Below are 26777 nucleotides of genomic sequence, written 5' to 3'. Positions count from 1 at the left end.
ATGAAAAAACAAAATATTGCAGTTATACTTGCACGCCAAAACTCCAAAGGATTGCCATTAAAAAATCTCCGAAAACTTAATGGTACATCATTACTTGGTCATACAATTAATGCTGCTATATCATCGAAGTGTTTTGAGCGCATAATTGTTTCGACTGATGGTGAGTTAATTGCAGAAGAAGCTAAAAATTTCGGCGTGGAAGTCGTCCTACGTCCTGCAGAGCTGGCCTCCGATACAGCCAGCTCTATTTCAGGTGTAATACATGTTTTGGAAACAATTGGCAGCAATTCCGGCACCGTAACCCTATTACAACCGACAAGTCCATTACGCACAGGGACTCACATTCGTGAAGCTTTTTCTCTATTTGATGAGAAAATCAAAGGATCCATTGTCTCTGCATGCCCAATGGAGCATCATCCACTAAAAACCCTGCTTCAAATCAATAATGGCGAATATGCTCCCATGCGCCATTTAAGCGATTTGGAGCAGCCTCGCCAACAATTACCTCAGGCATTTAGGCCTAATGGTGCAATTTACATTAATGATACTGCTTCACTAATTGCAAATAATTGTTTTTTTATCGCCCCAACCAAACTTTATATTATGTCTCATCAAGACTCTATCGATATAGATACCGAGCTTGATTTACAACAGGCAGAAAACATTCTTAATCACAAGGAAAGCTAAATGCAAAGCAACAACGAATTTAAAATTGGTAATCGTTCAGTAGGTTATAACCACGAACCATTGATTATCTGTGAAATCGGCATTAATCATGAAGGCTCTTTACAAACAGCTTTTGAAATGGTTGATGCTGCCTATAATGCAGGTGCCGAAGTTGTTAAACATCAAACACACATCGTTGAAGACGAAATGTCTGATGAGGCCAAACAAGTCATTCCAGGCAATGCAGATGTCTCTATTTATGAAATTATGGAACGTTGCGCCCTGAATGAAGAAGATGAGATTAAATTAAAAGAATACGTAGAGAGTAAGGGTATGATTTTTATCAGTACTCCTTTCTCTCGTGCAGCTGCTTTACGATTACAACGTATGGATATTCCAGCATATAAAATCGGCTCTGGCGAATGTAATAACTACCCATTAATTAAACTGGTGGCCTCTTTTGGTAAGCCTATTATTCTCTCTACCGGCATGAATTCTATTGAAAGCATCAAAAAGTCGGTAGAAATTATTCGAGAAGCAGGGGTACCTTATGCTTTGCTTCACTGTACCAACATCTACCCAACCCCTTACGAAGATGTTCGATTGGGTGGTATGAACGATTTATCTGAAGCCTTTCCAGACGCAATCATTGGCCTGTCTGACCATACCTTAGATAACTATGCTTGCTTAGGAGCAGTAGCTTTAGGCGGTTCGATTTTAGAGCGTCACTTTACTGACCGCATGGATCGCCCAGGTCCGGATATTGTATGCTCTATGAATCCGGATACTTTTAAAGAGCTCAAGCAAGGCGCTCATGCTTTAAAATTGGCACGCGGCGGCAAAAAAGACACGATTATCGCGGGAGAAAAGCCAACTAAAGATTTCGCCTTTGCATCTGTCGTAGCAGATAAAGACATTAAAAAAGGAGAACTGTTGTCCGGAGATAACCTATGGGTTAAACGCCCAGGCAATGGAGACTTCAGCGTCAACGAATATGAAACATTATTTGGTAAGGTCGCTGCTTGCAATATTCGCAAAGGTGCTCAAATCAAAAAAACTGATATTGAATAATGCTTATTAACTTAGTTACTTTATTAACAGAGGATTGGCTATTACATATAGCTAATTCTCATTAATTTTTGAGAGATACAATGCTAAAGAAAATAAAAAAAGCTCTTTTTCAGCCTAAAAAGTTTTTTCAAGATTCAATGTGGTTGACAACATCTCCATTTTATCTTATCCCCCCACGTAACAATTTATTTGTCATATCTAATTTAGGTCAGCTTAACCAAGTCCAAAGCCTAATTAAAATACAAAAATTAACCAATAATTTACTAGTAATTTTATATACTTCTAAAAACTTAAAAATGCCTAAGTTAGTTCATCAATCAGCTAACAAGAATCTATTTGAATCTATTTATCTATTTGAGCTTCCTAGAAGCCCTAATAATATAACTCCTAAAAAATTACTTTATATTTATAGAAGTTACAAAAAAATCCTTAATATTATACAGCCTGCTCATCTCTATATGCTGTCTTTTACAGGCCACTACTCCTATCTGATTAGTATTGCAAAAAAAAAGAATATTACGACTCATTTAATTGATGAAGGGACTGGAACATATGCTCCTTTATTAGAATCATTTTCATATCATCCAACAAAATTAGAACGTTATTTGATTGGAAATAATCTTAATATTAAAGGATATATAGATCATTTTGACATATTGCATGTCCCCTTTCCTGAATATGCTAAAAAAATATTTAATGCAAAAAAATATAACCGGTTTTTTGCGCATGCTGGAGGAATAAGCATTAATAATAACATTGCAAACTTACAGAAAAAATATCAAATATCTAAAAATGACTATATTTTTGTTAGTCAACGCTACCCCATTTCAGATGATTTGTATTATAAGAGTATAGTAGAAATCTTAAACAGCATAAGTTTACAAATTAAAGGAAAGATATTTATTAAACTACACCCAAAAGAGATGGGCAACAACTATGTAATGTCTTTATTTCTAAATATGGTAGAAATAAACCCTCGGCTGGTAGTTATTAATGAACCTCCTTTTCTAATTGAGCCCCTAATATACTTAACAAATCCTAAAGGAATTATAGGCCTGGCCTCTAGTTCTTTAATTTATACACCATTACTCTCACCCTCAACCCAATGTCTTTCTATTGGAGAGTTAATTATTAACTTAATTCAAAAATATTCAATGGTGGAAAACACTGAAATGATCCAAGAACACTTAGAGATTATTAAGAAATTTAATTTTATTAATATACTAAATGATTTAAATGGGGTAATAAGTAACCCTCTCTTTAAAACAGAAGAAACATTTGAAACACTTCTTAAATCTGCAGAATTCGCATATAAATCTAAAAACTACTTTCAGGCTATTTTTTACTGGCAACTTGCCAGCAAAAACAATATTACCTTATTAGGGCATAAAGCATTATGGTACTACAATGCACTTTATAATGTAAAACAAATTTATAAGATGGAATATTCAGATATTTTTTATATCGATAATATCTCCGTAGACTTTCATAGTAAAGATAAATTGACATGGGAAAAAATTAAACATTATTACTATTCCGCCGACAATAGAATTGGTAGAGATAGATAAAAATACTATGACTTCTGATCTCCATACGTATGCTTGTTTTCAAAAAGCAGCATTAAGATAGATAAGTGAAGCTTGATGAGAGCCATTTTTGTGGTCATCGCCAAGGTACACGCGGAGAGTAATCGACAACAGAGCTGCTGTATTCTGGCTTTTAAAGCCCAGTAGTAAAGTTTATAAGGCTGCATTTCTCAATGTAAAACGCGATATTTTCACCCATTATTAGGGATAAGTAGCCAGTGGTTTACACTGGCTACTTTCATAGTTATGAAGTACTGGGTCTGAGTGAATTCAATTATTTCCGTATAAAACACAGTAGACATTTTACTAATCGGCAAAATTATATTAGAAGAATTGAGAACTACTGAAGTCAGGTAAGATACCATTTTGCACAAATTTAACGGCATCCCTAAAAAGCATTTTGGGTGGTATTTAAAGGAGTACAAAATGGTTTTAACTACAGTATGCTTAGAAATCTATAGCCTTACGCGCTTTATATTAAATCACCTTTCTCAACCATTTAGAATCATAAAAAACTTTTTAGGATCCCTAATTAACTTTTTAAATTTTCTTAAAAAAATAGTTTTAGTTGATTCTATACTATTCACCGCAGATAAATATTCTTGGTAATCATGTTGCAATGGCACAACCTGCTTTAATAGCTTATTAAACTCATCAGTTGTAATCACCTTTTTAGTAGCATAGCAATCAAGCCAATCCGGATCTGCTATTTTTGGGGAAGTGAAATCTATTTGATCAAATTGACGTCCTTCCCTCCCTGAAGGGAGGGAATTCCTACGGCGATTTGTGAACGGCATTGAGCCATTCACAAATCGCTTCGGTGGGTTTCTGCTGCTGACCGCCTTACTGCACGGTTCACTTCACAGACGCTACGGGCACGTCCTGCCCTGAAACTTCATTTTACTTTTGCGCTGCCAAAATCTCTTGACCGCGCTTTAACACATTGATTGCACCCACAATATCCGCATTGTTTTGATAGCCACATTGCACACATTCAAAGTTTGCCTGTGTTTGACGGTTATCTTTGGCAGTATGTCCGCAAGCTGGGCAACAACGACTGGTATTTTGTGGCGGAACAGCCACCAAATGCCCACCGCGCCACAACAGCTTATAGTCCAACTGACGGCGAAACTCAAACCAAGACTGGTCTAAAATCGCACGGTTTAAGCTTGATTTGGCAGCAACGTTTTTTCCATGCTGCACGGCGTTGCCTTTAGCGGATTTGGACATATTCGCCACCTGCAAATCTTCCACATACACAATCGCGTGGTTTTGGCTGATTGCGCTGCTGATTTGGTGCAGGTAGTTTTTACGGATATTGCTGATTTTGTGGTGCAAACGGCTGATTTTTGCTTTCAGTTTCTGCCAGTTTTTGCTGAATTTGGTTTTGTGTTTGAACTGTTTTTGCAGTTTTGCTAGTTTGCCTTTCAACGTTTTGAATGCGTTGATTGGCTCAAAAAACTGACCATTGGACAATGTTGCAAATTTGGCAACACCCATATCAATCCCAGTTTCGCCACCGTTTGGCTGCGCGATTTCCTGCTCGGTTTCGGTTTGCATAGATACAAACCATTTACCGCATTTTTGCGATACGGTTACGTTTTTCAGGCTGCCTGAAACGTGTCGGCTGTTGCGATAGCGCACCCAACCGATTTTGGGCAAATAGATACGATTATTTTGCTGCTCCAATTTACAGCCTTGCGGAAAGCGGAAACTGTCTTTTTCGCCTTTGCGTTTGAATTTGGGGAAATCTGCGCGTTTGGCAAAGAAGTTTTTGAATGCGCTTTCCAAGTCTTTCAAACTTTGCTGCAAAACTTGGCTGTGGCAGTCTTTTAGCCAGTCTAATTCTCGTTTCCATTCAGGCAGCAAATTTGCGATTTTGGTGTAGCTAAATTTGAACGAATTATCTTGTTGATATTGTTCGTTTTGATACGCCAAAGCACGATTGAATACGAAACGCGAACAACCGCAAAATTGTTTCATTTTGCGGATTTGCTCGCCGTTTGGCATCAGTTCAAATTTGAATGTTTTGAGTATTAACATGATTTCATGGATAATGGAATTTTTAGCAATTTTACACTTGGTCTATGGAAAAAGAAACTGATTTAAGACGTGGTCGGCACGTTGTTTTTAATCTTCATGTACATTTGGTATTTGTCGCAAAATATCGCCGAAAAGTGTTCACAAAAGAAATTTTGGACGATATGCGCGGTATTTTTGAGAGCGTCTGCACCGATTTTGAAGCGCAACTGGTGGAATTTGACGGCGAAGATGACCATGTTCATTTACTTGTGAACTATCCGCCCAAAGTGTCTATTTCAAAACTGGTGAACAGCTTGAAAGGTGTATCTAGCCGCATGATTAGACAGAAAAATTATCCAAGCATCAAACAAAAATTATGGGGCGGTGCGTTGTGGTCGCCGTCTTATTTTGCAGGTAGCTGTGGTGGTGCGCCGATTACGATTATTCGGCAGTATATTGAACAGCAGAAAACGCCTGATTAACTGAATATCAACGGTTTTAGGACTGCTACGCAGTCCGCGCCTTATATCTCCGCCGTGAACGGCGAAGTTTTACGGCGCAGCCTGATAAACTAAAACCCCACTACCTAAAAAATGCTGATTTGCATAGGATTTAGAAAAGCCTAAGTCTGCAACAACACCAACAGGGATACCCTTACATTCAGCTTCAAAAAGCATAGTAGATGAATAAGATAAACAATACCCCATTTCTTGGAAGGCTTGCGCGGTACTTTTTCGCTCTATTGTCAAATTACTCGGCAACTGAAACTGCTTTGCCAGCTCTATATACGAATGTTTATCCTGATGCACAGTAATATCTTTATCTGCAACCCTTAGCAAAATAGTAAATTCTTTCTCAGGGTATTTTTCAGCCAAGGCAATCAATTTTTTTAATGTATAAATTCTTTCTTCTTTTTTAAATGGGATTTTAACTTGGTCAATAAAGTAAATTTTCTCTCCATGACGACCTTTTGATGCGTGGCGAAAAATTGGATAACCATAAAGTATATTTTGACAACTTAATTTATATTGTTTCTTATATTCCTCTGCAATTCTAAAATCATGCTTATTATTATATAAAACAATATCAGCCCCCATACGAGATAGAATACTTGCCTGATCACCGAATACTACACCTGGAAACAAGGTAATAATCAATGGCCTTGAAGCAATATCTAATTGCGCATTCTGCTTAAAGAACCTTTTTAACAACCCATTTCCAACCGATAAAATTACTGCGTCATAATATTGATGCATATTCTTAATAAAGTAATCATCAATATGAAAAAAAATTGCTTGGTCTTTATCTATCCCTGATTCTAATAACTGTCGATTTGAAAGAATGTTTTCTCGACTTTTGTGGATATAAATATCAATTTGAGCATCTTTTATCTCTTTTGCAACAGCATAGCCCGAGTTAAGGAACGAGTCATAACTGGCAATTAGTAATACTTTTTTCACTATTTTCCCTTAATTCTACACCATATGAATAAAATTATAGTATTTTACCTTAGATATCAAATATACTTAACCAAAAAAATCTGAAGAAATCTACTGCTACTTCAGGGATAATTATTTCATTAAGATTTTACAACCATTATTATCAATCTATCAAAGTATTTTTAGTATTTTATTCTATGAAAAAAATTCTCGTTACCGGCGGCACCGGTTTTATCGGCTCGCATACCGCTGTTTCTTTGCTGAAAAGCGGCCATCAAGTCGTGATTTTGGATAACCTATGCAATTCCAGCATCAATATCCTGCCACGCTTGAAAACGATTACCGGCCAAGAGATTCCGTTTTATCAAGGCGATATCCGCGATCGTGAGATTTTGCGCCGTATTTTTGCGGAAAATCGGATTGATTCGGTGATTCATTTTGCCGGCTTGAAAGCGGTGGGTGAAAGTGTGGCCGAGCCGATGAAATATTATGATAATAATGTTTCCGGCAGCTTGGTGTTGGCGGAAGAAATGGCGCGTGCGGGCGTGTTTAGCATTGTGTTCAGTTCTTCGGCGACGGTTTATGGCGATCCGGGCAAAGTGCCTTATACCGAGGATATGCCACCGGGCGACACCACCAGCCCTTATGGCACATCGAAATCGATGGTGGAGCGCATTCTCACCGATATTCAAAAAGCCGACCCGCGCTGGAGCGTGATTTTACTGCGTTATTTCAATCCGATTGGCGCGCATGAAAGCGGTTTGATTGGCGAGCAGCCAAATGGCATCCCGAATAATCTGTTGCCTTATATCTGCCAAGTAGCGGCAGGTAAATTACCGCAATTAGCGGTATTCGGTGATGACTACCCTACTCCTGATGGCACGGGTATGCGCGACTATATTCATGTGATGGACTTGGCTGAAGGCCATGTCGCCGCTATGCAGGCAAAAAGCAATGTAGCAGGCACACATTTGTTGAACTTAGGTTCCGGCCGCGCTTCTTCAGTATTGGAAATCATCCGCGCATTTGAAGCGGCTTCGGGTTTAACCATTCCATTTGAAATCAAACCGCGCCGTGCCGGTGATTTGGCGTGTTTCTATGCCGACCCTTCCTACACGAAGGCGCAAATCGGCTGGCAAACCCAGCGTGATTTAACCCAAATGATGGAAGACTCATGGCGCTGGGTGAGTAATAATCCGAATGGTTATGATGATTAAGCCATTCAATTGAGAGGCCGTCTGAAGTTTCAGACGGCCTTTTGTTTGCTATTTATAGTAAAATTTACCTTATCATTTTAGCGATCAATATTCATCATGAAAAAAATCCTTGTCACCGGCGGTGCCGGTTTTATCGGTTCGGCGGTTGTACGCCATATCATCAACGATACGCAAGATGCGGTGGTGAATGTGGATAAGCTCACGTATGCGGGCAATTTGGAATCGCTGGAATCTTTGGCCAATCATCCGCGCTATGCGTTTGAGCAAGTCGATATTTGCGACCGCGCGGCACTGGATCGTGTGTTTGCCGAACACCAGCCGGATGCGGTGATGCACTTGGCAGCAGAAAGCCATGTTGACCGCAGTATTGATGGCCCAGCGGCATTTATTGAAACCAATATTGTCGGTACTTACACGCTTTTGGAAGCGGCGCGCGCGTATTGGCATGATATGCCGTCTGAAAAAAAAGCGGCTTTCCGTTTCCATCATATTTCGACTGATGAAGTGTATGGCGATTTGCACGGCACGGATGATTTGTTTACCGAAACCACGCCTTACGCCCCTTCCAGTCCTTATTCGGCTTCCAAAGCCTCCAGCGACCATTTGGTGCGCGCATGGCTGCGTACTTACGGCCTGCCGACCATTGTGACCAATTGTTCTAATAACTACGGCCCTTATCATTTTCCTGAAAAACTGATTCCACTGATGATTCTGAATGCGCTTGATGGCAAAGCGCTGCCGGTATACGGCGACGGTTTGCAGATTCGCGATTGGCTGTTTGTTGAAGATCATGCGCGTGCGCTGTATCAAGTGGTCACAGAAGGCGAAATCGGCGAAACTTACAACATTGGTGGCCACAATGAAAAAGCCAATATTGAAGTGGTGCGCACGATTTGCGCCCTGCTGGAAGAATTGGTGCCGAACAAACCGCAAGGCGTGGCGCGTTATGAAGATTTGATTACCTATGTCAAAGACCGCCCCGGCCACGATGTGCGCTATGCGATTGATGCCGCAAAAATCGGCCGTGAGTTGGGTTGGCAGCCGCAAGAAACTTTTGAAAGCGGCATCCGCAAAACAGTGGAATGGTATTTAAACAATCAAACTTGGTGGTCGCGTGTGTTAGACGGGAGCTACAACCGTGAGCGTTTGGGCAATTAAACAATAAGAATACGTTCAGACGGCATGAAGGCCGTCTGAAAAACTACACAAGGAAAGCAAACTGATGAAAGGCATTATTCTCGCAGGCGGCAGCGGCACACGCCTTTATCCAATTACCCGCGGCGTATCAAAGCAATTACTGCCGGTGTACAACAAACCGATGATTTATTATCCCTTATCGGTGTTGATGTTGGCCGGTATCCGCGATGTGTTGGTGATTACCACGCCGGAAGATAACGATGCTTTCCGCCGCTTACTGGGTGATGGCAGCGATTTCGGTATTCAAATTTCCTACGCCATCCAACCCAGCCCCGATGGTTTGGCGCAAGCCTTTTTAATTGGTGAAGAATTTATCGGCGGTGATTCGGTGTGTTTGGTGTTGGGCGACAATATTTTCTATGGCCAGCATTTCAGCCAATCCCTGAAAGAAGCCGCCGCTTCCGTGAAGACCAAAGGTGCTACCGTATTCGGCTACCAAGTGAAAGATCCCGAACGTTTCGGTGTGATTGAGTTTGATGAGAATTTCAAAGCCCTGTCGATTGAAGAAAAGCCGAAACAACCTAAATCCGATTGGGCGGTCACCGGTCTCTATTTCTACGATAATCGCGTGGTGGAGTTTGCCAAGCAAGTAAGGCCGTCTGAACGCGGCGAATTGGAAATTACCACCTTGAATCAAATGTATTTGGACGATGGTTCGCTCAATGTCCAATTGCTCGGTCGCGGTTTCGCATGGCTTGATACCGGCACACACGCCAGCCTGTTGGAAGCAGCCTCGTTTGTCGAAACCATTGAAAACATTCAAAACCTACAAGTCGCCTGTTTGGAAGAAATCGCATGGCGTAATGGCTGGTTGAGCAGCGAAGAAATCAGAAACTTGGCAAAGCCAATGTGTAAAAATGAATATGGCCAATATTTATTGCGCTTGGTTGGCAGAGATTAAGAGGTTGCTTTTACCAATTTTGAGGCCGTCTGAAACGCTTTTTTAGGAAAACATGATGAATATCATCGACACCCGTATTCCCGATGTCAAATTGCTCGAATCCAAAGTCTTCGGTGACGAGCGCGGTTTTTTTATGGAAACCTTCCGTGATGAATGGTTCCGCCAAAATGTGGCCGAACGCACTTTTGTGCAGGAAAACCACAGTAAATCCAGCCAAGGCGTGTTACGCGGTTTACATTATCAAACCGAAAATACACAAGGCAAGCTGGTGCGTGTGGTATCAGGCGAAGTCTTTGATGTTGCCGTGGATATGCGTCGTGATAGTCCTACTTTCGGCCACTGGGTCGGTGAGGTTTTATCGGCAGACAACAAACGCCAATTATGGGTGCCCGAAGGGTTTGCCCATGGATTTTATGTATTGAGCGATGAAGCGGAATTTGTCTATAAGTGCACCGACTATTACAACCCGAATGCGGAACATTCCCTGATTTGGAATGATGCTACAGTCGGAATTGACTGGCCTTTATCAGGCGAACCAAGCCTATCGGCCAAAGATTTGGCAGGTAAGGCACTCGCCGAAGCGGTCACATTCTAAACAACAATACCATGAATCAAGGCAGGGATGACACCCGCCTTTGTTTTTTCGGTAAAATAAGTATTCCAACTATTTTGTGGCTGATGAAGCCGCCTGACCCTTTCCGCTCTCCCAAGAAAATCCCATGGCAAAAAACGCTTACATTCCATCCCGCAGCATCCGTAAGATTCCTAATCTTGCGGACTTTCTGCCTGAGTACACCATCCAAAAAAGCAGCCAACAGGCGGAAACGGTCATCGGCTGGGGCTTACGCCCAACCACCCACCAAGCACGCGCGTTTGCACAATCACATGGCTTGCCGTTTGTGGCATTGGAAGACGGCTTTTTGCGCTCACTGGGCTTAGGCGTGGCCGGTTATCCACCGTTTGCACTGGTTTACGACGATATCGGCATCTATTACGACACAACCCGCCCATCGCGTTTGGAGCAGTTAGTTTTAGCCGCCGATATGCCGTCTGAAATGCTTGACCAAGCGCAGCAGGCGATTGATTTGATTTTGACGCACCGTTTGTCTAAATATAACCATGCACCGGATTTTTCAGACGGCCTCGTTCCAGACGGCAAAAACATTGTTTTGGTGATTGATCAAACCTTCGGCGATATGGCGATTCAATATGGCGGCGCAGATGAAGCCACATTCCGCCAAATGTTTCAGACGGCCTTAGCCGAAAATCCTGATGCGGAAATCTGGGTCAAAACCCATCCCGATGTATTGAGCGGCAAGAAGCAAGGTTATCTCACTGATTTGGCACAGCAGCCGCGTGTGCGTTTATTGGCCGAAGACATTAATCCGATTTCACTGCTGCAAGCTGTAGACAAAGTGTATTGCGTGACCTCGCAAATGGGCTTTGAAGCCTTGTTGTGCGGCAAGCCTTTGGTGACGTTTGGTTTGCCGTGGTATGCCGGCTGGGGTGTGAGCGATGACCACCATCCCAATATTACCAAGCTGATGGATGAAGGCCGTCGTGCGCCGCGTTCGCTGTTGCAGCTGTTTGCTGCGGCCTACCTGCAATACAGCCGCTACCTGAATCCGAATACGGGCAAGGCCGGTACGCTGTTTGATGTGATTGATTATCTGGCCGCCGCCCGCCGCTTGAATGAAAAGCTGCGTGGCGAGTTGTATTGTGTGGGCATGTCGCTGTGGAAACAGGCGGTGATGAAGCCGTTTTTCAATGTGCCTTCATGCCGTCTGAAATTTGTGAAATCGGTCAAAAAGCTGGAAAACATTGATTTTACAGCTGATGCACGTGTGCTGGCTTGGGGAAACGGCAAGCAGGCCGTGATTGATTTTGCCCAAAGCCGCGGTTTGCCGTTGCTGCGGATGGAAGACGGTTTTATCCGCTCGGTAGGTTTGGGGTCGAACTTGGTGCCGGCATTGTCTTTGGTCACCGACGATATGGGGATTTATTTCAATGCCGAAACACCGTCACGCTTGGAATATATCCTGCAAAACCAAGCTTTCAGCGAACAGGATTTTCAGACGGCCTCCATGCTGCAACATACCCTGACTGAACACCACATCAGCAAATACAATGTCGGCAATCAGGTGTTTACCCCACCCAACACCAGCCAAACCGTGATTCTGGTGCCGGGTCAGGTGGAAGGCGATGCCTCCATCCGACATGGTTCGCCTGAAATTTACCGCAATCTGGATTTGCTCCGCGCCGTACGCGAGAGCAACCCTAAAGCCTATATTATTTACAAACCGCATCCCGATGTAGTCAGCGGCAACCGAGTCGGCCACATCAGCGCGCAAGACATGACATGCTACGCCGATCAAACCGCCCCCGAAGCCGATATTCTTACCTGCCTGCAATACGCCGCTGAAGTACACACCATGACCTCGCTGACCGGATTTGAAGCTTTGTTGCGCGGCAAAAAAGTGGTGTGCTACGGGCTGCCGTTTTACGCAGGCTGGGGCTTGACCGAAGACCGTTTACCCATTGCCCGCCGTACACGCCGTTTGAAACTGTGGGAGCTTATCGCCGGCACCTTAATCTACTATCCGGGCTATGTCCACCCGGATACCCGCCGTATGATTGATGCCGCTACCGCCATCGACGTATTGAAAACGCAAAAAGCATTGCAAAAAAACAACAGCCGACTACATAAAAGCTGGTTAAGCAAGCAAATCGGTAAAATCAAACAATTATATCGATCTTTAGTCGGGTAAATGCCAACAGCGGCCACAGGCTATGCCATGTTGTTAACAACGGCGTGCTTTACCTGGCTGCTGATGCATCGTATCCTTATCAATCAGCTGCATAGCCATAAACAAAATGGAAACCTTACAACAACTCAACATTCCATTTTTATCCAGTTTCTATGTGTACACGACCCTAATGAACCATTTATTTAAAAGCTATCTTCATGAACTGGTGGCAACTGCCGAACGCATTTTGCTGCTGCAGGGGCCTGTTGGGGCTTTTTTTCAGCATTTTGCAACGTGGCTGACAGATACCCATGGAAAAACTGTTCACAAATTCAACTTTAATGCCGGTGATGAATACTTCTACCCCGAGACCATCGAGCATACCCATGCCTATCTGGGAAACTATCACGATTTCCCGGCTTATCTTGAGGCTTACATCAAAGAATACCGCATTCAGGCGGTGGTCTGCTTCGGTGATACCCGCCCTTATCACCTGCAGGCACGTCAGGTAAGCGAACAATACGGTGTGAATTTTTGGGCTTTTGAAGAAGGCTATTTCCGCCCTTTCTTTATTACCTTAGAAAAATCAGGTGTCAATGCTTTTTCTCCGCTACCGCGTACTGCCGGTTTTTTTAATGCGCAATTTCCTCTATTGGCCACCCAGGAATATCAAGATCCTGCCCCTGTACCCGGTGGCTTTAAGCCCATGGCACAAAATGCGGCCCGATACTATATTGAAGCCAACCGCCGCCGTAAAAAATACCCATACTATATACACCATCGTGCCTTAAATTTGGATCATTACGCCAAGCTATGGTCATTATCCACATTTAAACGGCTGTACTACTGGATTGAAGATGCCAACTTTGCCAAACAAATCGAGGCAGGGAAATTCGGTAAGTTTTTTGTGGTGCCGCTACAGGTCTTCAACGACAGTCAGGTGCGTATCCATTGCGACTTTTCAACGGTACGCAGCTTTTTATTGCATGTTCTTGCTTCATTTTCCATGCATGCGCCTGATGATGTGACGCTGATCATCAAGCATCATCCGATGGATCGCGGCTTTATTGATTATGGCCGGGTGATTAAGTGTTTTATCAAAAAGCATCCTCGATTGAAAGGGCGGATTATTTATGTCCATGATGTGCCGTTACCGGTTTTCCTGCGCCACGGCATCGGCATGGTGACCATCAACAGCACCAGCGGTTTATCCGCCTTGATTCATAATATGCCGGTTAAGGTATTGGGCAGGGCACACTACGACATCGACGGCATGACTTATCAAGGTAAACTGGCTGATTTTTGGAAAAACCCGACACCACCGGACAGCAGCTTATTTCATGCATACCGCATGTTTCACATCAACATGACCCAAATCAACGGCAGCTTTTACAGCCGCGTTAATTTTCCGGACATCTGACACCCGCCGAACCGATGCCACATGACCAAGGCCATCTGAACAATCATCTTTCAGACGGCCTGTTTTATTAAAACCCTACACTTACTTAATGCACACTGTAATGCTGGTCAATCCTTCAACTTTCGCGCGAATGGTATCGCCTTTCACCACCGCGCCCACACCTTCGGGCGTACCGGTGAAAATCAAATCGCCCGGTTGCAGGGTAAACAATTCCGATAATTTGGCAATCGTTTCCGCCACGCTCCATGTCAGGTGATTGATGTTGCTGCTTTGCTTGGTTTCACCGTTGACACTCAATTCAATTGCCGCATCAGACAACGCACCGGTTTCGCTGATGCGGTGCAATTCACCAATCGGCGCTGAAAAATCAAACGCTTTGCCGATTTCCCACGGGCGGCCGATTTCGCGCATTTGCGCCTGCAAGTCGCGGCGGGTCATGTCCAAGCCGACGGCGTAGCCAAAAATATGGCTTTCCGCATCTTCCGCACGGATATTTTGGCCACCCTTGCCGATGGCCACCACCAATTCCACTTCATAATGATAGTTTGATGTCAAACTCGGATACGGCAAATCGACCATTTCATTGGCCGCCACCGGCACGATGGATTGGCAGTCGTTCGGTTTGCAAAAGAAAAACGGCGGCTCGCGGTCGGGATCAGAACCCATCTCGCGCGCATGATCGGCATAATTGCGGCCGACACAATACACGCGGCGCACGGAATATTGGTCGCTGCTGCCGGCCACCGGCAAAGCGGCCGTCTGAACCGGCTCGAAAACGTATGACATGATTTCTCCTTTGTTTTTTATCAAGACAATTTGGCCGACAGTTTAGCAGATTCATTTAAGCTGATGTGCGTTTTCGCTTAAGCGTGGATTCATCAGGTCGCAGCCTTTAAAAACCTCAGATTTGGATACAAGAAGCTTGACCATTATCAGCTTACAAACTGTTTCAGACGGCCTAAGCCATTTTTTCAGGTAAAATACCGCCATTGTTTCCACTATTGAGAAAGCCTGCCCATGTATGCCCTCGCCCGCTCCGCCTTATTCAAACTCGATGCTGAAAAGGCTCACCACCTCACCCTCACAAGCCTGAAAAACCTACACAAAATCGGCCTGATTCCCTTTGCCAACAACCAAGGTAAAGCCACCAAACTGATGGGGCTGCACCTGCCCAATCCGATCGGCTTGGCGGCAGGCTTGGATAAAAACGGCGAATGCATTGATGCGTTCGGCGCACTCGGTTTCGGCTTTCTTGAAGTCGGTACCGTCACCCCCAAACCACAACCCGGCAACCCACAACCGCGCCTTTTCCGCGTGCCCGAACACCAAGGCATCATCAACCGCATGGGCTTCAACAACCACGGCATCGATGCCATGATTCGCAACATCGAAGCCAGCAGCTACAAAGGCATTTTGGGCATCAATATCGGTAAGAACGCCGTGACCCCGATTGAACATGCCGCCGATGATTACCTGATTTGTTTGGAAAAAGCCTACGCCCACGCCGATTACATCACCGTGAACATTTCTTCGCCGAACACCAAAAACCTGCGCGCCTTACAAGGCGGCGACGAATTGAGCGCATTGCTGGAAACCTTAAAAAACAAACAAGCGCACTTACACGCAGCACACGGTAAATATGTACCGCTGGCGGTGAAAATCGCCCCTGATTTGGACGAAGCGCAAATCGAAGACATCGTCCACGTGGTTAAAAACGTGCAAATGGACGGCATCATCGCCACCAACACCACCATCGACAAATCGTCATTAGGCAACCACGTCTTAGCGCAAGAACAAGGCGGCTTGAGCGGCTTGCCGGTGCGTGAGAAAAGCAACCAAGTGCTGAAATTATTGGCTGAACACATCGACGGTGCATTGCCGATTATCGGTGTCGGCGGCATCACATCAGGCCAAGATGCCGCCGAAAAAATCCGCTTGGGCGCGACCGCCGTGCAAGTGTACAGTGGCTTAATCTACCAAGGCCCTGCACTGGTGAAAGACTGCATCGCTGCGATTCGCTAAACACAATCATCCATAAACAAAGGCCATCTGAACGTTTCAGACGGCCTTTGTTTATTTTAAACCAATCATTAAGCGTATGCTTGCAATTCAGGGTTGATGTCAGATTGCGCCAAATTGTTGACATAGTTACACAAGGTCGCCAAAGCCACACCCATCACCACTTCAACCGCTTGCTGCTGGTTGTAACCGGCATCGAAGAAAGCTTGCAATTCGGCATCGGCTACCGCGCCTTTTTTCGCCATCACCGCTTGGGTAAACGCCGCCAATGCAGACAATTTCTCATCGTCAAATGCACCCGCATCCAAAGCGCGCGCGGCTTGGATAGACTGCTCGGACATCAGCTTTTTCAAGGTCGCCAATTTGGTGTGGCCGGCCACGCAGAAGCCGCATTCGTTGGTTTTGGCAGCGATGATTTGCACCACCTCCACTTCACCGGCGGTCAGACTGTTGGCGGCATTCATCTTGCCGACTTCTTGATAAAACGCCAAGGCTTCAGGGGCATTCGACAAAACGCCGATTAAATTCGGGATAAAGCCGTTGTTTTTCAAAACCGCTTCCATGCGTGGTTTCGCAGCTTCAGGAACGGTATCCAAATTGTGTACAGTCAAACGTGCCATGATGATTTCCTTTATCCATCAAATAAAAATAAACAAACCATGCTAGCCGATTCGTACAGATAGTAAAAGCACTAAAAGTTATTTGCTTAAAACCAAAAGCTATATTAACAGCAGATATATGATTTTATTCAAAATTAAATTACTATCATCACATTAGCTTATTTATTAACACGCCATCTGACACTATTTTCCAACATGGCATTAATTTATGGCGGTTATTTCATATACCTGCCAAACCACAGCCGCAATATATAAAGAACGCTGTCTTTTCCTTTATAATGTACTTTATTTTCTTAGATTTCAGACGGCCTGTTTCATCACGCGCCGTTGTTGCAAAGGCTTTATCATGTCATCAAACCAAACCCTGCTGTTAGTCGACGGCTCATCTTATCTCTACCGCGCCTACCACGCGATGGCACCGCTCACCGCCCCCGACGGCACACCCACCGGCGCGGTGTACGGCGTGTTAAACATGCTGCGCCGTCTGCGTGCCGACCATGTGCACGATTATTGCGCAGTAGTGTTTGATGCCAAAGGCAAAAACTTCCGCCACGATATGTTTGCCGACTACAAAGCCACCCGCCCGCCTATGCCCGATGATTTGCGCCCGCAAGCGGAAATACTGCCGGAACTGGTGCGGCTGATGGGCTGGCCGGTGTTGGTGATTCCGGGCGTGGAAGCCGATGACGTGATTGGCACGCTGGCGCAACAAGGCGGCGATGCGGGCATGAACGTGATTGTGTCCACCGGCGACAAAGACATGGCGCAATTGGTCAACGAACAAGTCACTTTAGTCAACACCATGAGCGGCGAAACGCTCGACAGCGAAGGCGTGGCCGCCAAATTCGGCGTGCGCCCCGACCAAATCCGCGATTATCTGGCGCTGATGGGCGACAAAGTGGACAACGTACCGGGTGTGGAAAAATGTGGCCCGAAAACCGCCGTCAAATGGCTGGAGCAATACGGCTCACTCGAAGGCGTGATGGCCAACGCAGCTGAAATCAAAGGCAAAGTCGGCGAAAACCTGCAAGCCGCCCTGCCGCGCCTGCCTTTATCGTATGAATTGGTCACCATTAAAACCGATTTGGATTTGCACGGCGAGCTTTCAGACGGCCTCGACAGCCTGCGCCGCCAAACCCCGAAATGGTCTCAATTGGCAGTCGAATTCAAGCGCCTCAACTTCCGCACTTGGCTCAAAGAAGCGGAAGAGCGTCTGCGCGAAACGGCTCAAGGCGATGATTTGTTTGCCAATCTCGACATCGGCGAACAAGCCGCATTGGCCGCTGAAATGCCGTCTGAACACATCATCACCCAAGCCGAAAAACCGGCCAAGCTGGATTACCAAGCCATCACCACCGAAGCCCAGTTTGCCGACTTATTAAGCAAACTCGCCGCCGCGCACACCATCGGCCTCGACACCGAAACCACCTCACTCGATGCCATGAACGCGCAATTGGTCGGCATCAGCATCGCCTTTGCCGCCGGCGAAGCGGTGTATATTCCGGTCGGCCACACGCCGGCCGCCGCGCCCGACCAATTGGCTTTGGAAGACGTATTAGGCCGTCTGAAACCATTTTTAGAAAGCGAAACGCTGCACAAAATCGGCCAAAACCTGAAATACGACCAACACGTGTTCGCCAATTACGACATCGCGCTTCAAGGCATCAGCGGCGATGCCATGCTCGCTTCTTATATTGTAGAAAGCCATTTGGGACACGGCTTGGATGAGCTGGCCGAGCGTTGGCTGGGTTTGGAAACCGTGACCTACGAATCCTTGTGCGGCAAGGGGGCGAAAGCGATTTCGTTTGCCGATGTCGCCTTAGAACAAGTCACCGAATACGCCTGCCAAGATGCCGATTTCGCCCTGCGCATCGAAAACCATTTGGTCAAACAAATGGACGACAAGCAGCGCGATATTTATCAAAACATGGAATTGCCCGTAGCACAGGTGTTGTTTGAAATGGAACGCACCGGCGTGCAAATCGACAAAGCCGAATTGGCCGCCCAAAGCCACGAGCTCGGCCGCCGCTTGCTCGAATTGGAACAGCAAGCCTATGAAGCCGCCGGTCAGCCGTTTAACCTCAATTCGCCGAAACAGCTGCAAGAAATCCTGTTCGGCAAAATGGGCATTCCGACCAAAGGCCTGAAAAAAACCGCATCAGGCGGCGTATCGACCAACGAAGCCGTGTTAGAACAACTGGCCGCCGATTTTCCATTACCGAAAATCATCTTGGAAAACCGCGGCTTGACCAAACTCAAATCCACCTACACCGACAAGCTGCCGGAAATGGTCAACCCGCGCACCGGCCGCGTGCACACCACCTACGCCCAAGCCGTCGCCATCACCGGCCGCTTGGCGAGCAACAACCCCAACCTGCAAAACATACCCATCCGCACCGAAGAAGGCCGCAAAGTGCGCCGCGCCTTCAACGCACCAGTCGGCAGCGTGATTGTTTCTGCCGACTACTCGCAAATCGAATTGCGGATTATGGCGCACTTGAGCGGCGACAAAACCCTGCTTGAAGCGTTCCAAAACGGCGAAGACGTACACCGCCGCACCGCCGCCGAAGTGTTCGGCGTTGCCCCCGAAAACGTCAGCGCCGACCAACGCCGCTACGCCAAAACCATCAACTTCGGCCTGATTTACGGCATGGGTCAATACGGGCTTGCCAAATCACTTGGCATCGATGCCGTGTCGGCGAAAAACTTTATCGACCGCTACTTCGCCCGCTACCCGGGCGTGGCCGATTACATGCAACGCACCAAAGAACAAGCCGCGCAGCAAGGCTATGTCGAAACCCAATTCGGCCGTCGCCTCTACCTGCCCGACATCCACAGCAAAAACGGCAACGCCCGCGCCGGTGCCGAACGCGCCGCCATCAACGCCCCCATGCAAGGCACCGCGTCCGACCTCATCAAACGCGCCATGAAAGACGTGCGCCAATGGCTCGTTTCAGACGGCCTGCAAAGCAAACTGATTATGCAGGTGCATGACGAATTGGTGCTGGAAGTGGTGGAATCGGAATTGGATTTAGTCAAACAGAAACTGCCCGAGATTATGGCCGATGTCGCCAAAGGTGAATTAAATGTGCCGCTGGTGGCTGAAGTGGGCGTGGGGAAAAATTGGGACGAAGCGCATTGATGGTTAGGTAAACAAAGGCCGTCTCTTGTGCATAACTTTAGATTTTTAAAAAATCTCGCGACATGAACAGGCGCAAATTGAGTTTTGCACAGATCAGCCTTTACCCATCCTTACTTGCCACCCCACCCCTATTTGTTTACACTCAATCCATGCCCCACAATAACGCAAAGGAGCGAGATATGAGCATTTTTAAAGACGATGAAGTGGATTTGAGCAAAGTGAAGCCGCAGCCATATGAGAGCTTTGACGAGCGAGATCGCAAGCTTGAAGAAGCACGTGAGCGGGCGGCGACGGAAGTATATGAGCCGTTGACCGATGAGCAGCGCCAAATCGTGCGTGAGCAGTCGGGCATTAATCCTGTCGAACAGTTTGTGGAAGATGTAGTCAACGATGTGGCCGGCAATGATAAGGATTAATGGTTAAACTATACGAAAGGCCGTCTGAAAACATAAGTTTTAGACGGCCTTTTGTTTTAGGCAAACGTGTTTTTATTGCGATAACACGATTTCACACACCGAAATTATTTGCCGTGATAGCAGGCGGTTGCGCCTTTGGCACCGTGTAAGCCGGTGTATGCAAAGTGGGCTTCACTGCCTTTTTGGTGCCATTCCGCGCCGGTGCCCCACAGGCCGGTGGTGCCGGTGTAGAGTTCGCCCGAAGCGGCGGAAGTTTGGGTCAACACGGCGCTGCGGTTTTCTACGGTAAGTTTCACCTTGTCTTGGCCGGCTTTTTGAACATTTACCGTCATGCCGTTGTTGCATTCAAAGGTCATCGGTTTGCTCATGTCAACTTTATGATGATGGTGATGGCCATGGTCGTGATGATGATGGCTGTGGCTGTTGCCGCTTTGGGCGCAGGCAGCCAACAGGGTAATCGAAGCGGCCAATGTGGCGGCGGTGATGGTTTTCATAAAACACTCCTTTTCAGTTGCGGTATGCTTATGTATTACCAATAGTAAATTACATTCTACTACTTTTATCTGTAAAATGTATCAGGCCGTCTGAAAAATTAGCCTGTAAACACCAATTGTAAGGCCGTCTGAACCATTATGTTTCAGACGGCCTCATTTCGTTGATAGATTGATGAAATATTATGGTAATAAACAGTAGATTATGCGCACTTATTCGATAAATTGCCGCAGATTTTGGCCGTAACGTATTTGCTAAACACAGTAAAAATCTGTTAAAAACGCCTTACCGATTTTTCTCTATAAGGATAACCAAATGTCGATTTTTGCTGCCATCAGCCACCAACTGACGCGATTTACTGCACCGGTGATTATTTTGGCTTCCATCATCGCCTTTATCGAACCGGCTACCTTCGCTTGGGTAAAAGGCGACACGCAGATTTTGGTGTTGGGCATCATCATGCTTGGCATGGGCATGACTTTGGGCAAGGCCGACTACCGCATTTTGGCGCAACGCCCGTTTGATATTTTTGTCGGCTCGATTGCACAATACACCATTATGCCGCTGGTGGCACTGGCGATTGCCAAAGCCTTCAACCTGTCGCCCGGCCTGACTTTGGGCTTGGTCTTGGTTGGCACCTGCCCCGGCGGCGTGTCTTCCAACATCATGGCGTTTTTGGCCAAAGGTGACGTGGCGTTTTCTGTCGGCATGACCACGGTTTCGACTGTGTTGGCGCCGGTGATGACGCCTTTATGGATGATGTATTTGGTCGGCCAAACCGTCGAGATGGACGGCTGGGCGATGTTTAAATTCATGCTGCTGGTGACGCTGCTGCCGGTGGTGATCGGCTCGGTGTGTAATATGTTGTTTGAACGCCAAGCCTGGTTTGCCGAAGTGCGCGCGATTATGCCCGGCGTGGCGGTGTTGGCGTTTGCCTGCATTGTTGGCGGCGTGGCCGCGGTACATGGCCACCGCTTTATGGAATCGGCGTTTGTGATGGTGTTGGCGATTGCTGCGCACAATATTGTCGGCTATGTCTTGGGCTTTTACTCGGGCGCATTGTTCGGCATGAACACGGCGAAAAAGCGCACGCTGGCCATTGAAGTGGGCGTACAAAATGCCGGTTTAGCCACGGGCTTGAGCGCGAAATTCTTCCCAACCAACGCCGAATCCGCCGTCGCTACTGCCGTCGCCTGCGTGTGGCACTCGGTATCCGGCACAGTATTGGGCAACCTGTTTGCGTGGTGGGATAAGCGTAAAGCGCAATAGTAGGATATTAAATAAGCGATAGAAAGGCCGTCTGAAAGTTATGCTTTCAGACGGCCTTTTGATTTGGTAGGGTGGGTGTCAACCCACCTTTTTCCATTCCCTCTTTCAACCATTGCGGATTAAACATCATGGTGGGTTCACACCCACCCTACCCGTAATGGCTTTTCAGACGGCCTAACTATTTATTCAACGCATTACTTCGCCGCTTCCAACGCTTGCGACAAATCAGCCAACAAGTCATCGATATGCTCAATGCCCACGCTCAGGCGTACCATGTCGGCGCCAACTCCAGCGGCGGCAAGCTCTTCGTCGTTTAACTGGCGGTGGGTGGTGCTGGCCGGATGGGTGGCGAGTGATTTGGCGTCGCCGATGTTCACCAAGCGCAAGAAGAGTTGCAGCGCGTCGATGAATTTGGCACCGGCTTCGCGGCCGCCTTTGATGCCGAAGCTGAGCAAACCTGAAGCTTTACCGCCGTAGTCGCGGTCGATTAAGGCTTTATACGGGCTGTCGGCCAGCGCAGGATAGTTCACCCACGCCACTTGCGGATGATTTTGCAGGAATTCGGCCACTTTCACGGCGTTTTCACAATGGCGTTCCATACGCAGGGCGAGCGTTTCCAAGCCTTGCAGCAGTAAAAACGCGCTTTGCGGCGACAAAGCGGCACCGGTGTTACGCAGCGGCACCACGCGGGCGCGGGCGATGTAGGCTGCGGCACCGAAGTGTTCGGTGTAGTTCACGCCGTGGTAAGACGGGTCGGGTTGGTTGAAAATTTTGTCGAAACGCGGATTGCCGGCCCATTGGAATTGGCCACCGTCGATAATCGCGCCGCCGATGGTGGTGCCGTGGCCGCCGATGTATTTGGTCAGCGATTGCACCACGATATCGGCACCGTGTTCAATCGGGCGGAACAAAGCCGGAGACGGCACGGTATTGTCCACCATCAGCGGCAAACCTTGTGCGTGGGCGGCTTCGGCAAAGGCTTTAATGTCCACCACGTTAATCGCCGGATTGCCGATGGATTCGCAATACACCAGCTTGGTGCGCTCATCGGCCAGCGCGGCGATTTGCTCGGGCTTGTCGGCATCGATAAAGCGCACTTCAATGCCTTGGCGCGGCAGACTGTGGGCGAAGAAATTGTAGGTGCCACCGTAGAGTGTTTTGGTGGTGATGATGTTGTCGCCCGCTTCCACTAAGGTTTGCACGGCATAGGTAATCGCCGCCATGCCGCTGGCCACGGCCAATGCAGCGATGCCGCCTTCGAGCTTGGCCACACGCTCTTCCAACACGGCGGTGGTCGGGTTCATGATGCGGGTGTAGATGTTGCCCGGCACGGCCAAATTGAACAAATCGGCGCCGTGTTGGGTGTCGTCAAAGGTGTACGACGTGGTTTGGTAAATCGGCACGGCAGCAGCTTTGGTGGTCGGGTCGGAATGATAGCCTGCGTGCAGGGCGATGGTTTCTCGTTTCATGTTTTTCCTTTTTATTGAACTAGCATGGTTGCATGAATCTTTTTTTCAGACGGCCTGAGAATTTATTAGGCCGTCTGAAAGATATTCTCTATCAATATTCTTTGTCGCGCAAAGAATAGTTTTTCGGCTGGAGATATTGATTTTTCTTGGCATTAAACGGCAAAACATAAGCCTGATTGCGGTAGGTTTTGCGGCCTTCATAGCCGGATAATGTCAGCTGTAGCGGATAAAAGCCGTTGGTTGCGGGCAAATCGCGGCGGATTTTGATTTTGCTCTCAAGATCGCTCAATTTGGCGCGGCATTCACGCATGGCTTTGGCGCCTTCCTCACGATACATTTCACAATTATCGCCATACGCACCCAAATTGTTGTAGCTGGCGGTTAACCAGCTTTCGCTGATGCGCTTGCCGTTGTGGGCATAAACGACATAAGCGCTGCCGGCATGACCTTGGTGCATATCGCTATGCTCGGTTAAAAAGCCCCAACGGCCGGGGCCGAATTCGTGAAATGTCCACAAATCAGCGGAAGGTGCGTTGCCAAACGAGCCCACCGAAGCTTTGGGCTTGGCGGCCACCAATTCCCAATCGTTGCCCGATAAAAATTTCAGCACAAACATACCGGCCAACCCTAACTCGACATGGCTGCCGTCGGGTTTGCCGGTGGCAAAATTGAAGCGGTCGCCGGCAAACAGCAAATACATCAGCCGGCCGGAAGCCGTATCGCGCACTTCGGTTTTCACCTGCTTCATGCAGTAAAAAGCGTCATCTTTCTGCGCCACAAAACAGCTTTGCGCCCGATAAACTTTCGGATAAAAGCGATGCACGATTTCTACCGGTGTTTGCGCCCAAGCAGGCGCACTTAAGGTCAGCGCAAGCGCTGCCCATGTGATTTTGTTCATTTTGTTCTCCCTTTTGATATAAGGCCGCCTGATTTCAGACGGCCTGTTGATATTATAAATCAATATTACTTTATAACACGCGTTTGAACAAATCCAGCATATTTTGCCATGATTGCTCAGCCGCTTCTTGCTGATAACCTAAATCCACGCCGTTGCGCTCGCCGTTGTGGGTGGCTTTCGGGTTGGTGAAGCCGTGTTTCGCATTGAGGAACACATCAATGTAGAAACGGGCTTCGGCGGCTTCCATTTCGGCGCGGAAGGCTTCGACACTTTCCATGGTTACCAAAGTATCCAGCTCGCCGTGTTCAATCAGCAATTCGCCTTTAATCGCGCCTTTTTCCGCCGGTTTGGAAGGCGTCAGGTTGCCGTGGAAACTCACCACCGCTTTCAATGGCGCACCATTGCGAGCAGCTTCCAACACCACGCGGCCGCCGAAGCAGAAACCGATGGCCGCCAAACGCTCGCCGTCACTTTCGGCTTGCGCCACCAGCGCATCTAAAGCCAGCTGCGTGCGTTCGGCCAATAATTCGGGATTATTCACCAGCTTCATCATGTTTTCACCGGCCACGGCGGCATCTTCGGTGAGCATGGCATTGCCGTATAAATCGGTGGCCAGTGCAGCATAACCTTGTTCGGCCAAACGCTCGGCGCTGTTTTTAGCGTGTTCGCTCAAGCCCCACCATTCGGGGGCGACCAACACGGCGGCGGCTTTTTCGCCTTGTGCCGGATAGGCGAAATGACTTTGCAGGGTAGTGCCGGTGCTGTCGGTGTAGCTGACGGTGCGTGTGAGAATGCTCATGATCTTTCCTTTCTCTGATGGTTAGACTTGGGGGGATTTGGGTGAGATGAGGCCGTCTGAAAACATACTTTCAGACGGCCTATTTTTATCATTAAACTTCGATTTTACTCAACACATAATCAATGTCTTTGTCACCGCGGCCGGACAAATTCACCAGCAGTCGCTTGCTGCTGTCGAGTTCGGCGGCGCGGCGCAAGGCGTAGGCGATGGCGTGGGACGACTCCAGCGCCGGAATAATGCCCTCTTCGCGCGACAGGGTTAAAAACGCATCCAAACATTCTTGGTCGGTGGCGCATTCGTAGCGGCCGCGGCCATTGTCTTTCAGCAGGCAGTGTTGCGGCCCCACGCCCGGATAATCCAAACCGGATGCGATGGAATGCACGGCAGCGGGTGTGCCGTCTTCTTCTTGCAAATAATAGCAGTTGAAACCTTGAATGTTGCCAAACGTGCCTTTGGCCATGGTTGCGGCGTGGCGGCCGGGTTTGTCCAAGCCTTCACCGGCCGGCTCGACACCGACCAAGTTGACTGATTCATCGTCGATAAAGGCGTTGAACAAGCCGATGGCATTTGAGCCACCACCCACGCAGGCCACCACTTCATCGGGCAAGCCGCCATATTGTTGAGCAAATTGTTCGCGCGCTTCGTGGCCGACAATCGATTGGAAATACGCCACCATTTCCGGATAAGGCGCAGGCCCTACCACCGAACCGATGGCAAACATAGCCGTATCCATTTGCGACAAATACGATTCAAATGCCGAATCCACCGCCTCTTTCAGCGTGCCCGCACCGGCAGACACCGGCACGATTTTCGCGCCCAAAATCTTCATACGCGATACATTGGGATGCTCTTTGGCAATATCGACCACGCCCATGTGGATTTCACATTCCAAGCCGACCAAGGCCGAAGCGGTTGCCAGCGCCACGCCGTGTTGCCCCGCGCCGGTTTCGGCAATGACTTTGGTTTTGCCCATTTTTTTCGCCAACAACGCTTCACCGATGCAGTGGTTGATTTTGTGTGCGCCGGTGTGGTTTAAATCTTCGCGTTTCAGGAAAATTTGTGCGCCGCGTTGCGACAGGCTTTTGGCATGGTAAATCGGGCTTGGGCGGCCGACATAAGTTGCCTGTAGGCGTTTCATTTCGTTGATGAAATCTTCATCGCCGATGATGTTGTGAAACGCGGTGTTTAATTCTTCTAAAGCCTTGGCCAATTCGGGATGGCCGATTTTTCCGCCGTGTTTGCCGAAATTGCCGTCTGAATCCGGCAGAATCATGGGATTTAACTGCTCTTTTGCCATGTTGTGACTGTCCTCTATTATTCGTTTCATTCTGGCCGTCTGAAAATGTGATGACGGCGAATCCGTTTCTATTATAAACGATTTACCTGC

General features: G+C 47.4%; 24 protein-coding genes. 14 read left to right on the top strand and 10 right to left on the bottom strand.

Features of this window, described 5'->3' with window-relative positions:
- The 3 genes from neuA (at window position 1) to GJV52_RS06940 (ending at window position 3305) form a co-directional block, all read left to right on the top strand.
- Window positions 1-687, top strand: a complete 687-nt coding sequence (gene neuA, locus GJV52_RS06950) for an N-acylneuraminate cytidylyltransferase (RefSeq protein ID WP_100564581.1) — start codon at window positions 1-3, stop codon at window positions 685-687.
- Complete coding sequence (gene siaC / locus GJV52_RS06945; RefSeq protein WP_100564583.1) at window positions 688-1737, top strand: polysialic acid capsule biosynthesis protein SiaC; 1050 nt, start codon at window positions 688-690, stop codon at window positions 1735-1737.
- A gap of 80 nt (window positions 1738-1817) precedes the next feature.
- Window positions 1818-3305, top strand: coding sequence for an alpha-2,8-polysialyltransferase family protein (locus GJV52_RS06940; protein ID WP_100564585.1), 1488 nt, complete (start codon window positions 1818-1820; stop codon window positions 3303-3305).
- Window positions 3306-3814: 509 nt separating this feature from the next.
- On the opposite strand, the gene GJV52_RS06935 is transcribed toward GJV52_RS06940, so the two are convergent.
- Window positions 3815-4132 carry a hypothetical protein gene (locus GJV52_RS06935; RefSeq protein WP_229439399.1) on the bottom strand — a complete coding sequence of 106 codons (318 nt, stop codon included), beginning with the start codon at window positions 4130-4132 and terminating at the stop codon, window positions 3815-3817.
- A 91-nt stretch (window positions 4133-4223) separates the two neighbouring features.
- A complete protein-coding gene (locus GJV52_RS06930) occupies window positions 4224-5366 on the bottom strand; it encodes an RNA-guided endonuclease InsQ/TnpB family protein (RefSeq protein WP_095503172.1) in 1143 nt (380 codons plus the stop codon).
- Between the two features lie 44 nt (window positions 5367-5410).
- On the opposite strand from GJV52_RS06930, the gene tnpA reads away from it, so the two are divergent.
- The gene (gene tnpA / locus GJV52_RS06925; protein ID WP_095503171.1) at window positions 5411-5827 is read left to right on the top strand and encodes an IS200/IS605 family transposase; all 417 of its coding nucleotides are present in this window, start codon (window positions 5411-5413) and stop codon (window positions 5825-5827) included.
- A gap of 69 nt (window positions 5828-5896) precedes the next feature.
- On the opposite strand, the gene GJV52_RS06920 is transcribed toward tnpA, so the two are convergent.
- Complete coding sequence (locus GJV52_RS06920) at window positions 5897-6805, bottom strand: DUF6716 putative glycosyltransferase (protein ID WP_324253478.1); 909 nt, start codon at window positions 6803-6805, stop codon at window positions 5897-5899.
- Window positions 6806-6981: 176 nt separating this feature from the next.
- Here GJV52_RS06920 and galE point away from each other — a divergent pair, with 176 nt between their 5' ends.
- The 6 genes from galE to GJV52_RS06890 all read left to right on the top strand — a co-directional run bounded on the left by galE (window position 6982) and on the right by GJV52_RS06890 (window position 14266).
- Window positions 6982-8001: a UDP-glucose 4-epimerase GalE gene (gene galE, locus GJV52_RS06915; RefSeq protein WP_100564088.1), complete on the top strand. Its 1020-nt coding sequence runs from the start codon at window positions 6982-6984 to the stop codon at window positions 7999-8001.
- Window positions 8002-8097: 96 nt separating this feature from the next.
- On the top strand, window positions 8098-9159 hold the full coding sequence (gene rffG / locus GJV52_RS06910; protein WP_100564091.1) for a dTDP-glucose 4,6-dehydratase: 1062 nt from the start codon (window positions 8098-8100) through the stop codon (window positions 9157-9159).
- 64 nt (window positions 9160-9223) lie between these two features.
- On the top strand, window positions 9224-10099 hold the full coding sequence (rfbA, locus tag GJV52_RS06905; RefSeq protein WP_100564093.1) for a glucose-1-phosphate thymidylyltransferase RfbA: 876 nt from the start codon (window positions 9224-9226) through the stop codon (window positions 10097-10099).
- Between the two features lie 55 nt (window positions 10100-10154).
- Complete coding sequence (gene rfbC / locus GJV52_RS06900; protein WP_100564095.1) at window positions 10155-10694, top strand: dTDP-4-dehydrorhamnose 3,5-epimerase; 540 nt, start codon at window positions 10155-10157, stop codon at window positions 10692-10694.
- A gap of 124 nt (window positions 10695-10818) precedes the next feature.
- Entirely contained in the window at window positions 10819-12867 is a 2049-nt protein-coding gene (locus GJV52_RS06895) for a capsular polysaccharide biosynthesis protein (protein WP_100564097.1), read from the top strand.
- Between the two features lie 169 nt (window positions 12868-13036).
- On the top strand, window positions 13037-14266 hold the full coding sequence (locus GJV52_RS06890; protein WP_100564099.1) for a capsule biosynthesis protein: 1230 nt from the start codon (window positions 13037-13039) through the stop codon (window positions 14264-14266).
- Window positions 14267-14347: 81 nt separating this feature from the next.
- Here GJV52_RS06890 and GJV52_RS06885 read toward each other — a convergent pair whose 3' ends face one another.
- Window positions 14348-15052, bottom strand: coding sequence for a fumarylacetoacetate hydrolase family protein (locus GJV52_RS06885; protein WP_100564101.1), 705 nt, complete (start codon window positions 15050-15052; stop codon window positions 14348-14350).
- A gap of 231 nt (window positions 15053-15283) precedes the next feature.
- On the opposite strand from GJV52_RS06885, the gene GJV52_RS06880 reads away from it, so the two are divergent.
- The gene (locus GJV52_RS06880) at window positions 15284-16288 is read left to right on the top strand and encodes a quinone-dependent dihydroorotate dehydrogenase (protein WP_100564103.1); all 1005 of its coding nucleotides are present in this window, start codon (window positions 15284-15286) and stop codon (window positions 16286-16288) included.
- A gap of 68 nt (window positions 16289-16356) precedes the next feature.
- On the opposite strand, the gene GJV52_RS06875 is transcribed toward GJV52_RS06880, so the two are convergent.
- The gene (locus tag GJV52_RS06875) at window positions 16357-16905 is read right to left on the bottom strand and encodes a carboxymuconolactone decarboxylase family protein (protein WP_100564105.1); all 549 of its coding nucleotides are present in this window, start codon (window positions 16903-16905) and stop codon (window positions 16357-16359) included.
- 346 nt (window positions 16906-17251) lie between these two features.
- On the opposite strand from GJV52_RS06875, the gene polA reads away from it, so the two are divergent.
- Both polA and GJV52_RS06865 read left to right on the top strand, forming a co-directional pair.
- Complete coding sequence (gene polA / locus GJV52_RS06870) at window positions 17252-20047, top strand: DNA polymerase I (protein WP_100564107.1); 2796 nt, start codon at window positions 17252-17254, stop codon at window positions 20045-20047.
- Between the two features lie 179 nt (window positions 20048-20226).
- A complete protein-coding gene (locus GJV52_RS06865) occupies window positions 20227-20463 on the top strand; it encodes a cytochrome-c oxidase (RefSeq protein WP_100564109.1) in 237 nt (78 codons plus the stop codon).
- Window positions 20464-20567: 104 nt separating this feature from the next.
- Here the strand turns inward: GJV52_RS06865 and GJV52_RS06860 are convergent, their stop codons facing one another.
- Window positions 20568-20957, bottom strand: coding sequence for an MliC family protein (locus GJV52_RS06860; protein WP_100564111.1), 390 nt, complete (start codon window positions 20955-20957; stop codon window positions 20568-20570).
- Between the two features lie 313 nt (window positions 20958-21270).
- On the opposite strand from GJV52_RS06860, the gene GJV52_RS06855 reads away from it, so the two are divergent.
- Window positions 21271-22224, top strand: a complete 954-nt coding sequence (locus GJV52_RS06855; RefSeq protein ID WP_095502510.1) for a bile acid:sodium symporter family protein — start codon at window positions 21271-21273, stop codon at window positions 22222-22224.
- A gap of 194 nt (window positions 22225-22418) precedes the next feature.
- Here GJV52_RS06855 and GJV52_RS06850 read toward each other — a convergent pair whose 3' ends face one another.
- From GJV52_RS06850 to trpB, 4 genes are all read right to left on the bottom strand, one after another.
- A complete protein-coding gene (locus GJV52_RS06850) occupies window positions 22419-23693 on the bottom strand; it encodes an O-acetylhomoserine aminocarboxypropyltransferase/cysteine synthase family protein (RefSeq protein WP_095502511.1) in 1275 nt (424 codons plus the stop codon).
- Between the two features lie 91 nt (window positions 23694-23784).
- Window positions 23785-24591 (bottom strand): hypothetical protein, encoded by an 807-nt coding sequence (locus tag GJV52_RS06845; RefSeq protein WP_095502512.1) that lies wholly within the window; start codon window positions 24589-24591, stop codon window positions 23785-23787.
- Window positions 24592-24661: 70 nt separating this feature from the next.
- Entirely contained in the window at window positions 24662-25390 is a 729-nt protein-coding gene (locus GJV52_RS06840; RefSeq protein WP_100564113.1) for a dienelactone hydrolase family protein, read from the bottom strand.
- Between the two features lie 91 nt (window positions 25391-25481).
- On the bottom strand, window positions 25482-26687 hold the full coding sequence (gene trpB, locus GJV52_RS06835) for a tryptophan synthase subunit beta (RefSeq protein WP_095502514.1): 1206 nt from the start codon (window positions 26685-26687) through the stop codon (window positions 25482-25484).
- Between the last annotated feature and the right edge of the window lie 90 nt (window positions 26688-26777).

The organism is Neisseria brasiliensis (genome assembly GCF_009671065.1).
Lineage (GTDB): Bacteria > Pseudomonadota > Gammaproteobacteria > Burkholderiales > Neisseriaceae > Neisseria > Neisseria brasiliensis.
The sequence above is the reverse complement of the archived record's forward strand: the minus strand, read 5'-3'. Positions and strand labels throughout refer to the sequence as shown.

Coding starts and splice junctions, on each gene's coding strand:
- neuA (WP_100564581.1), top strand. CDS start 1: ATGAAAAAACAAAATATTGCAGTTATACTTGCACGCCAAAACTCCAAA.
- siaC (WP_100564583.1), top strand. CDS start 688: ATGCAAAGCAACAACGAATTTAAAATTGGTAATCGTTCAGTAGGTTAT.
- GJV52_RS06940 (WP_100564585.1), top strand. CDS start 1,818: ATGCTAAAGAAAATAAAAAAAGCTCTTTTTCAGCCTAAAAAGTTTTTT.
- GJV52_RS06930 (WP_095503172.1), bottom strand. CDS start 5,366: ATGTTAATACTCAAAACATTCAAATTTGAACTGATGCCAAACGGCGAG.
- tnpA (WP_095503171.1), top strand. CDS start 5,411: ATGGAAAAAGAAACTGATTTAAGACGTGGTCGGCACGTTGTTTTTAAT.
- galE (WP_100564088.1), top strand. CDS start 6,982: ATGAAAAAAATTCTCGTTACCGGCGGCACCGGTTTTATCGGCTCGCAT.
- rffG (WP_100564091.1), top strand. CDS start 8,098: ATGAAAAAAATCCTTGTCACCGGCGGTGCCGGTTTTATCGGTTCGGCG.
- rfbA (WP_100564093.1), top strand. CDS start 9,224: ATGAAAGGCATTATTCTCGCAGGCGGCAGCGGCACACGCCTTTATCCA.
- rfbC (WP_100564095.1), top strand. CDS start 10,155: ATGAATATCATCGACACCCGTATTCCCGATGTCAAATTGCTCGAATCC.
- GJV52_RS06895 (WP_100564097.1), top strand. CDS start 10,819: ATGGCAAAAAACGCTTACATTCCATCCCGCAGCATCCGTAAGATTCCT.
- GJV52_RS06890 (WP_100564099.1), top strand. CDS start 13,037: ATGAACCATTTATTTAAAAGCTATCTTCATGAACTGGTGGCAACTGCC.
- GJV52_RS06885 (WP_100564101.1), bottom strand. CDS start 15,052: ATGTCATACGTTTTCGAGCCGGTTCAGACGGCCGCTTTGCCGGTGGCC.
- GJV52_RS06880 (WP_100564103.1), top strand. CDS start 15,284: ATGTATGCCCTCGCCCGCTCCGCCTTATTCAAACTCGATGCTGAAAAG.
- GJV52_RS06875 (WP_100564105.1), bottom strand. CDS start 16,905: ATGGCACGTTTGACTGTACACAATTTGGATACCGTTCCTGAAGCTGCG.
- polA (WP_100564107.1), top strand. CDS start 17,252: ATGTCATCAAACCAAACCCTGCTGTTAGTCGACGGCTCATCTTATCTC.
- GJV52_RS06865 (WP_100564109.1), top strand. CDS start 20,227: ATGAGCATTTTTAAAGACGATGAAGTGGATTTGAGCAAAGTGAAGCCG.
- GJV52_RS06860 (WP_100564111.1), bottom strand. CDS start 20,957: ATGAAAACCATCACCGCCGCCACATTGGCCGCTTCGATTACCCTGTTG.
- GJV52_RS06855 (WP_095502510.1), top strand. CDS start 21,271: ATGTCGATTTTTGCTGCCATCAGCCACCAACTGACGCGATTTACTGCA.
- GJV52_RS06850 (WP_095502511.1), bottom strand. CDS start 23,693: ATGAAACGAGAAACCATCGCCCTGCACGCAGGCTATCATTCCGACCCG.
- GJV52_RS06845 (WP_095502512.1), bottom strand. CDS start 24,591: ATGAACAAAATCACATGGGCAGCGCTTGCGCTGACCTTAAGTGCGCCT.
- GJV52_RS06840 (WP_100564113.1), bottom strand. CDS start 25,390: ATGAGCATTCTCACACGCACCGTCAGCTACACCGACAGCACCGGCACT.
- trpB (WP_095502514.1), bottom strand. CDS start 26,687: ATGGCAAAAGAGCAGTTAAATCCCATGATTCTGCCGGATTCAGACGGC.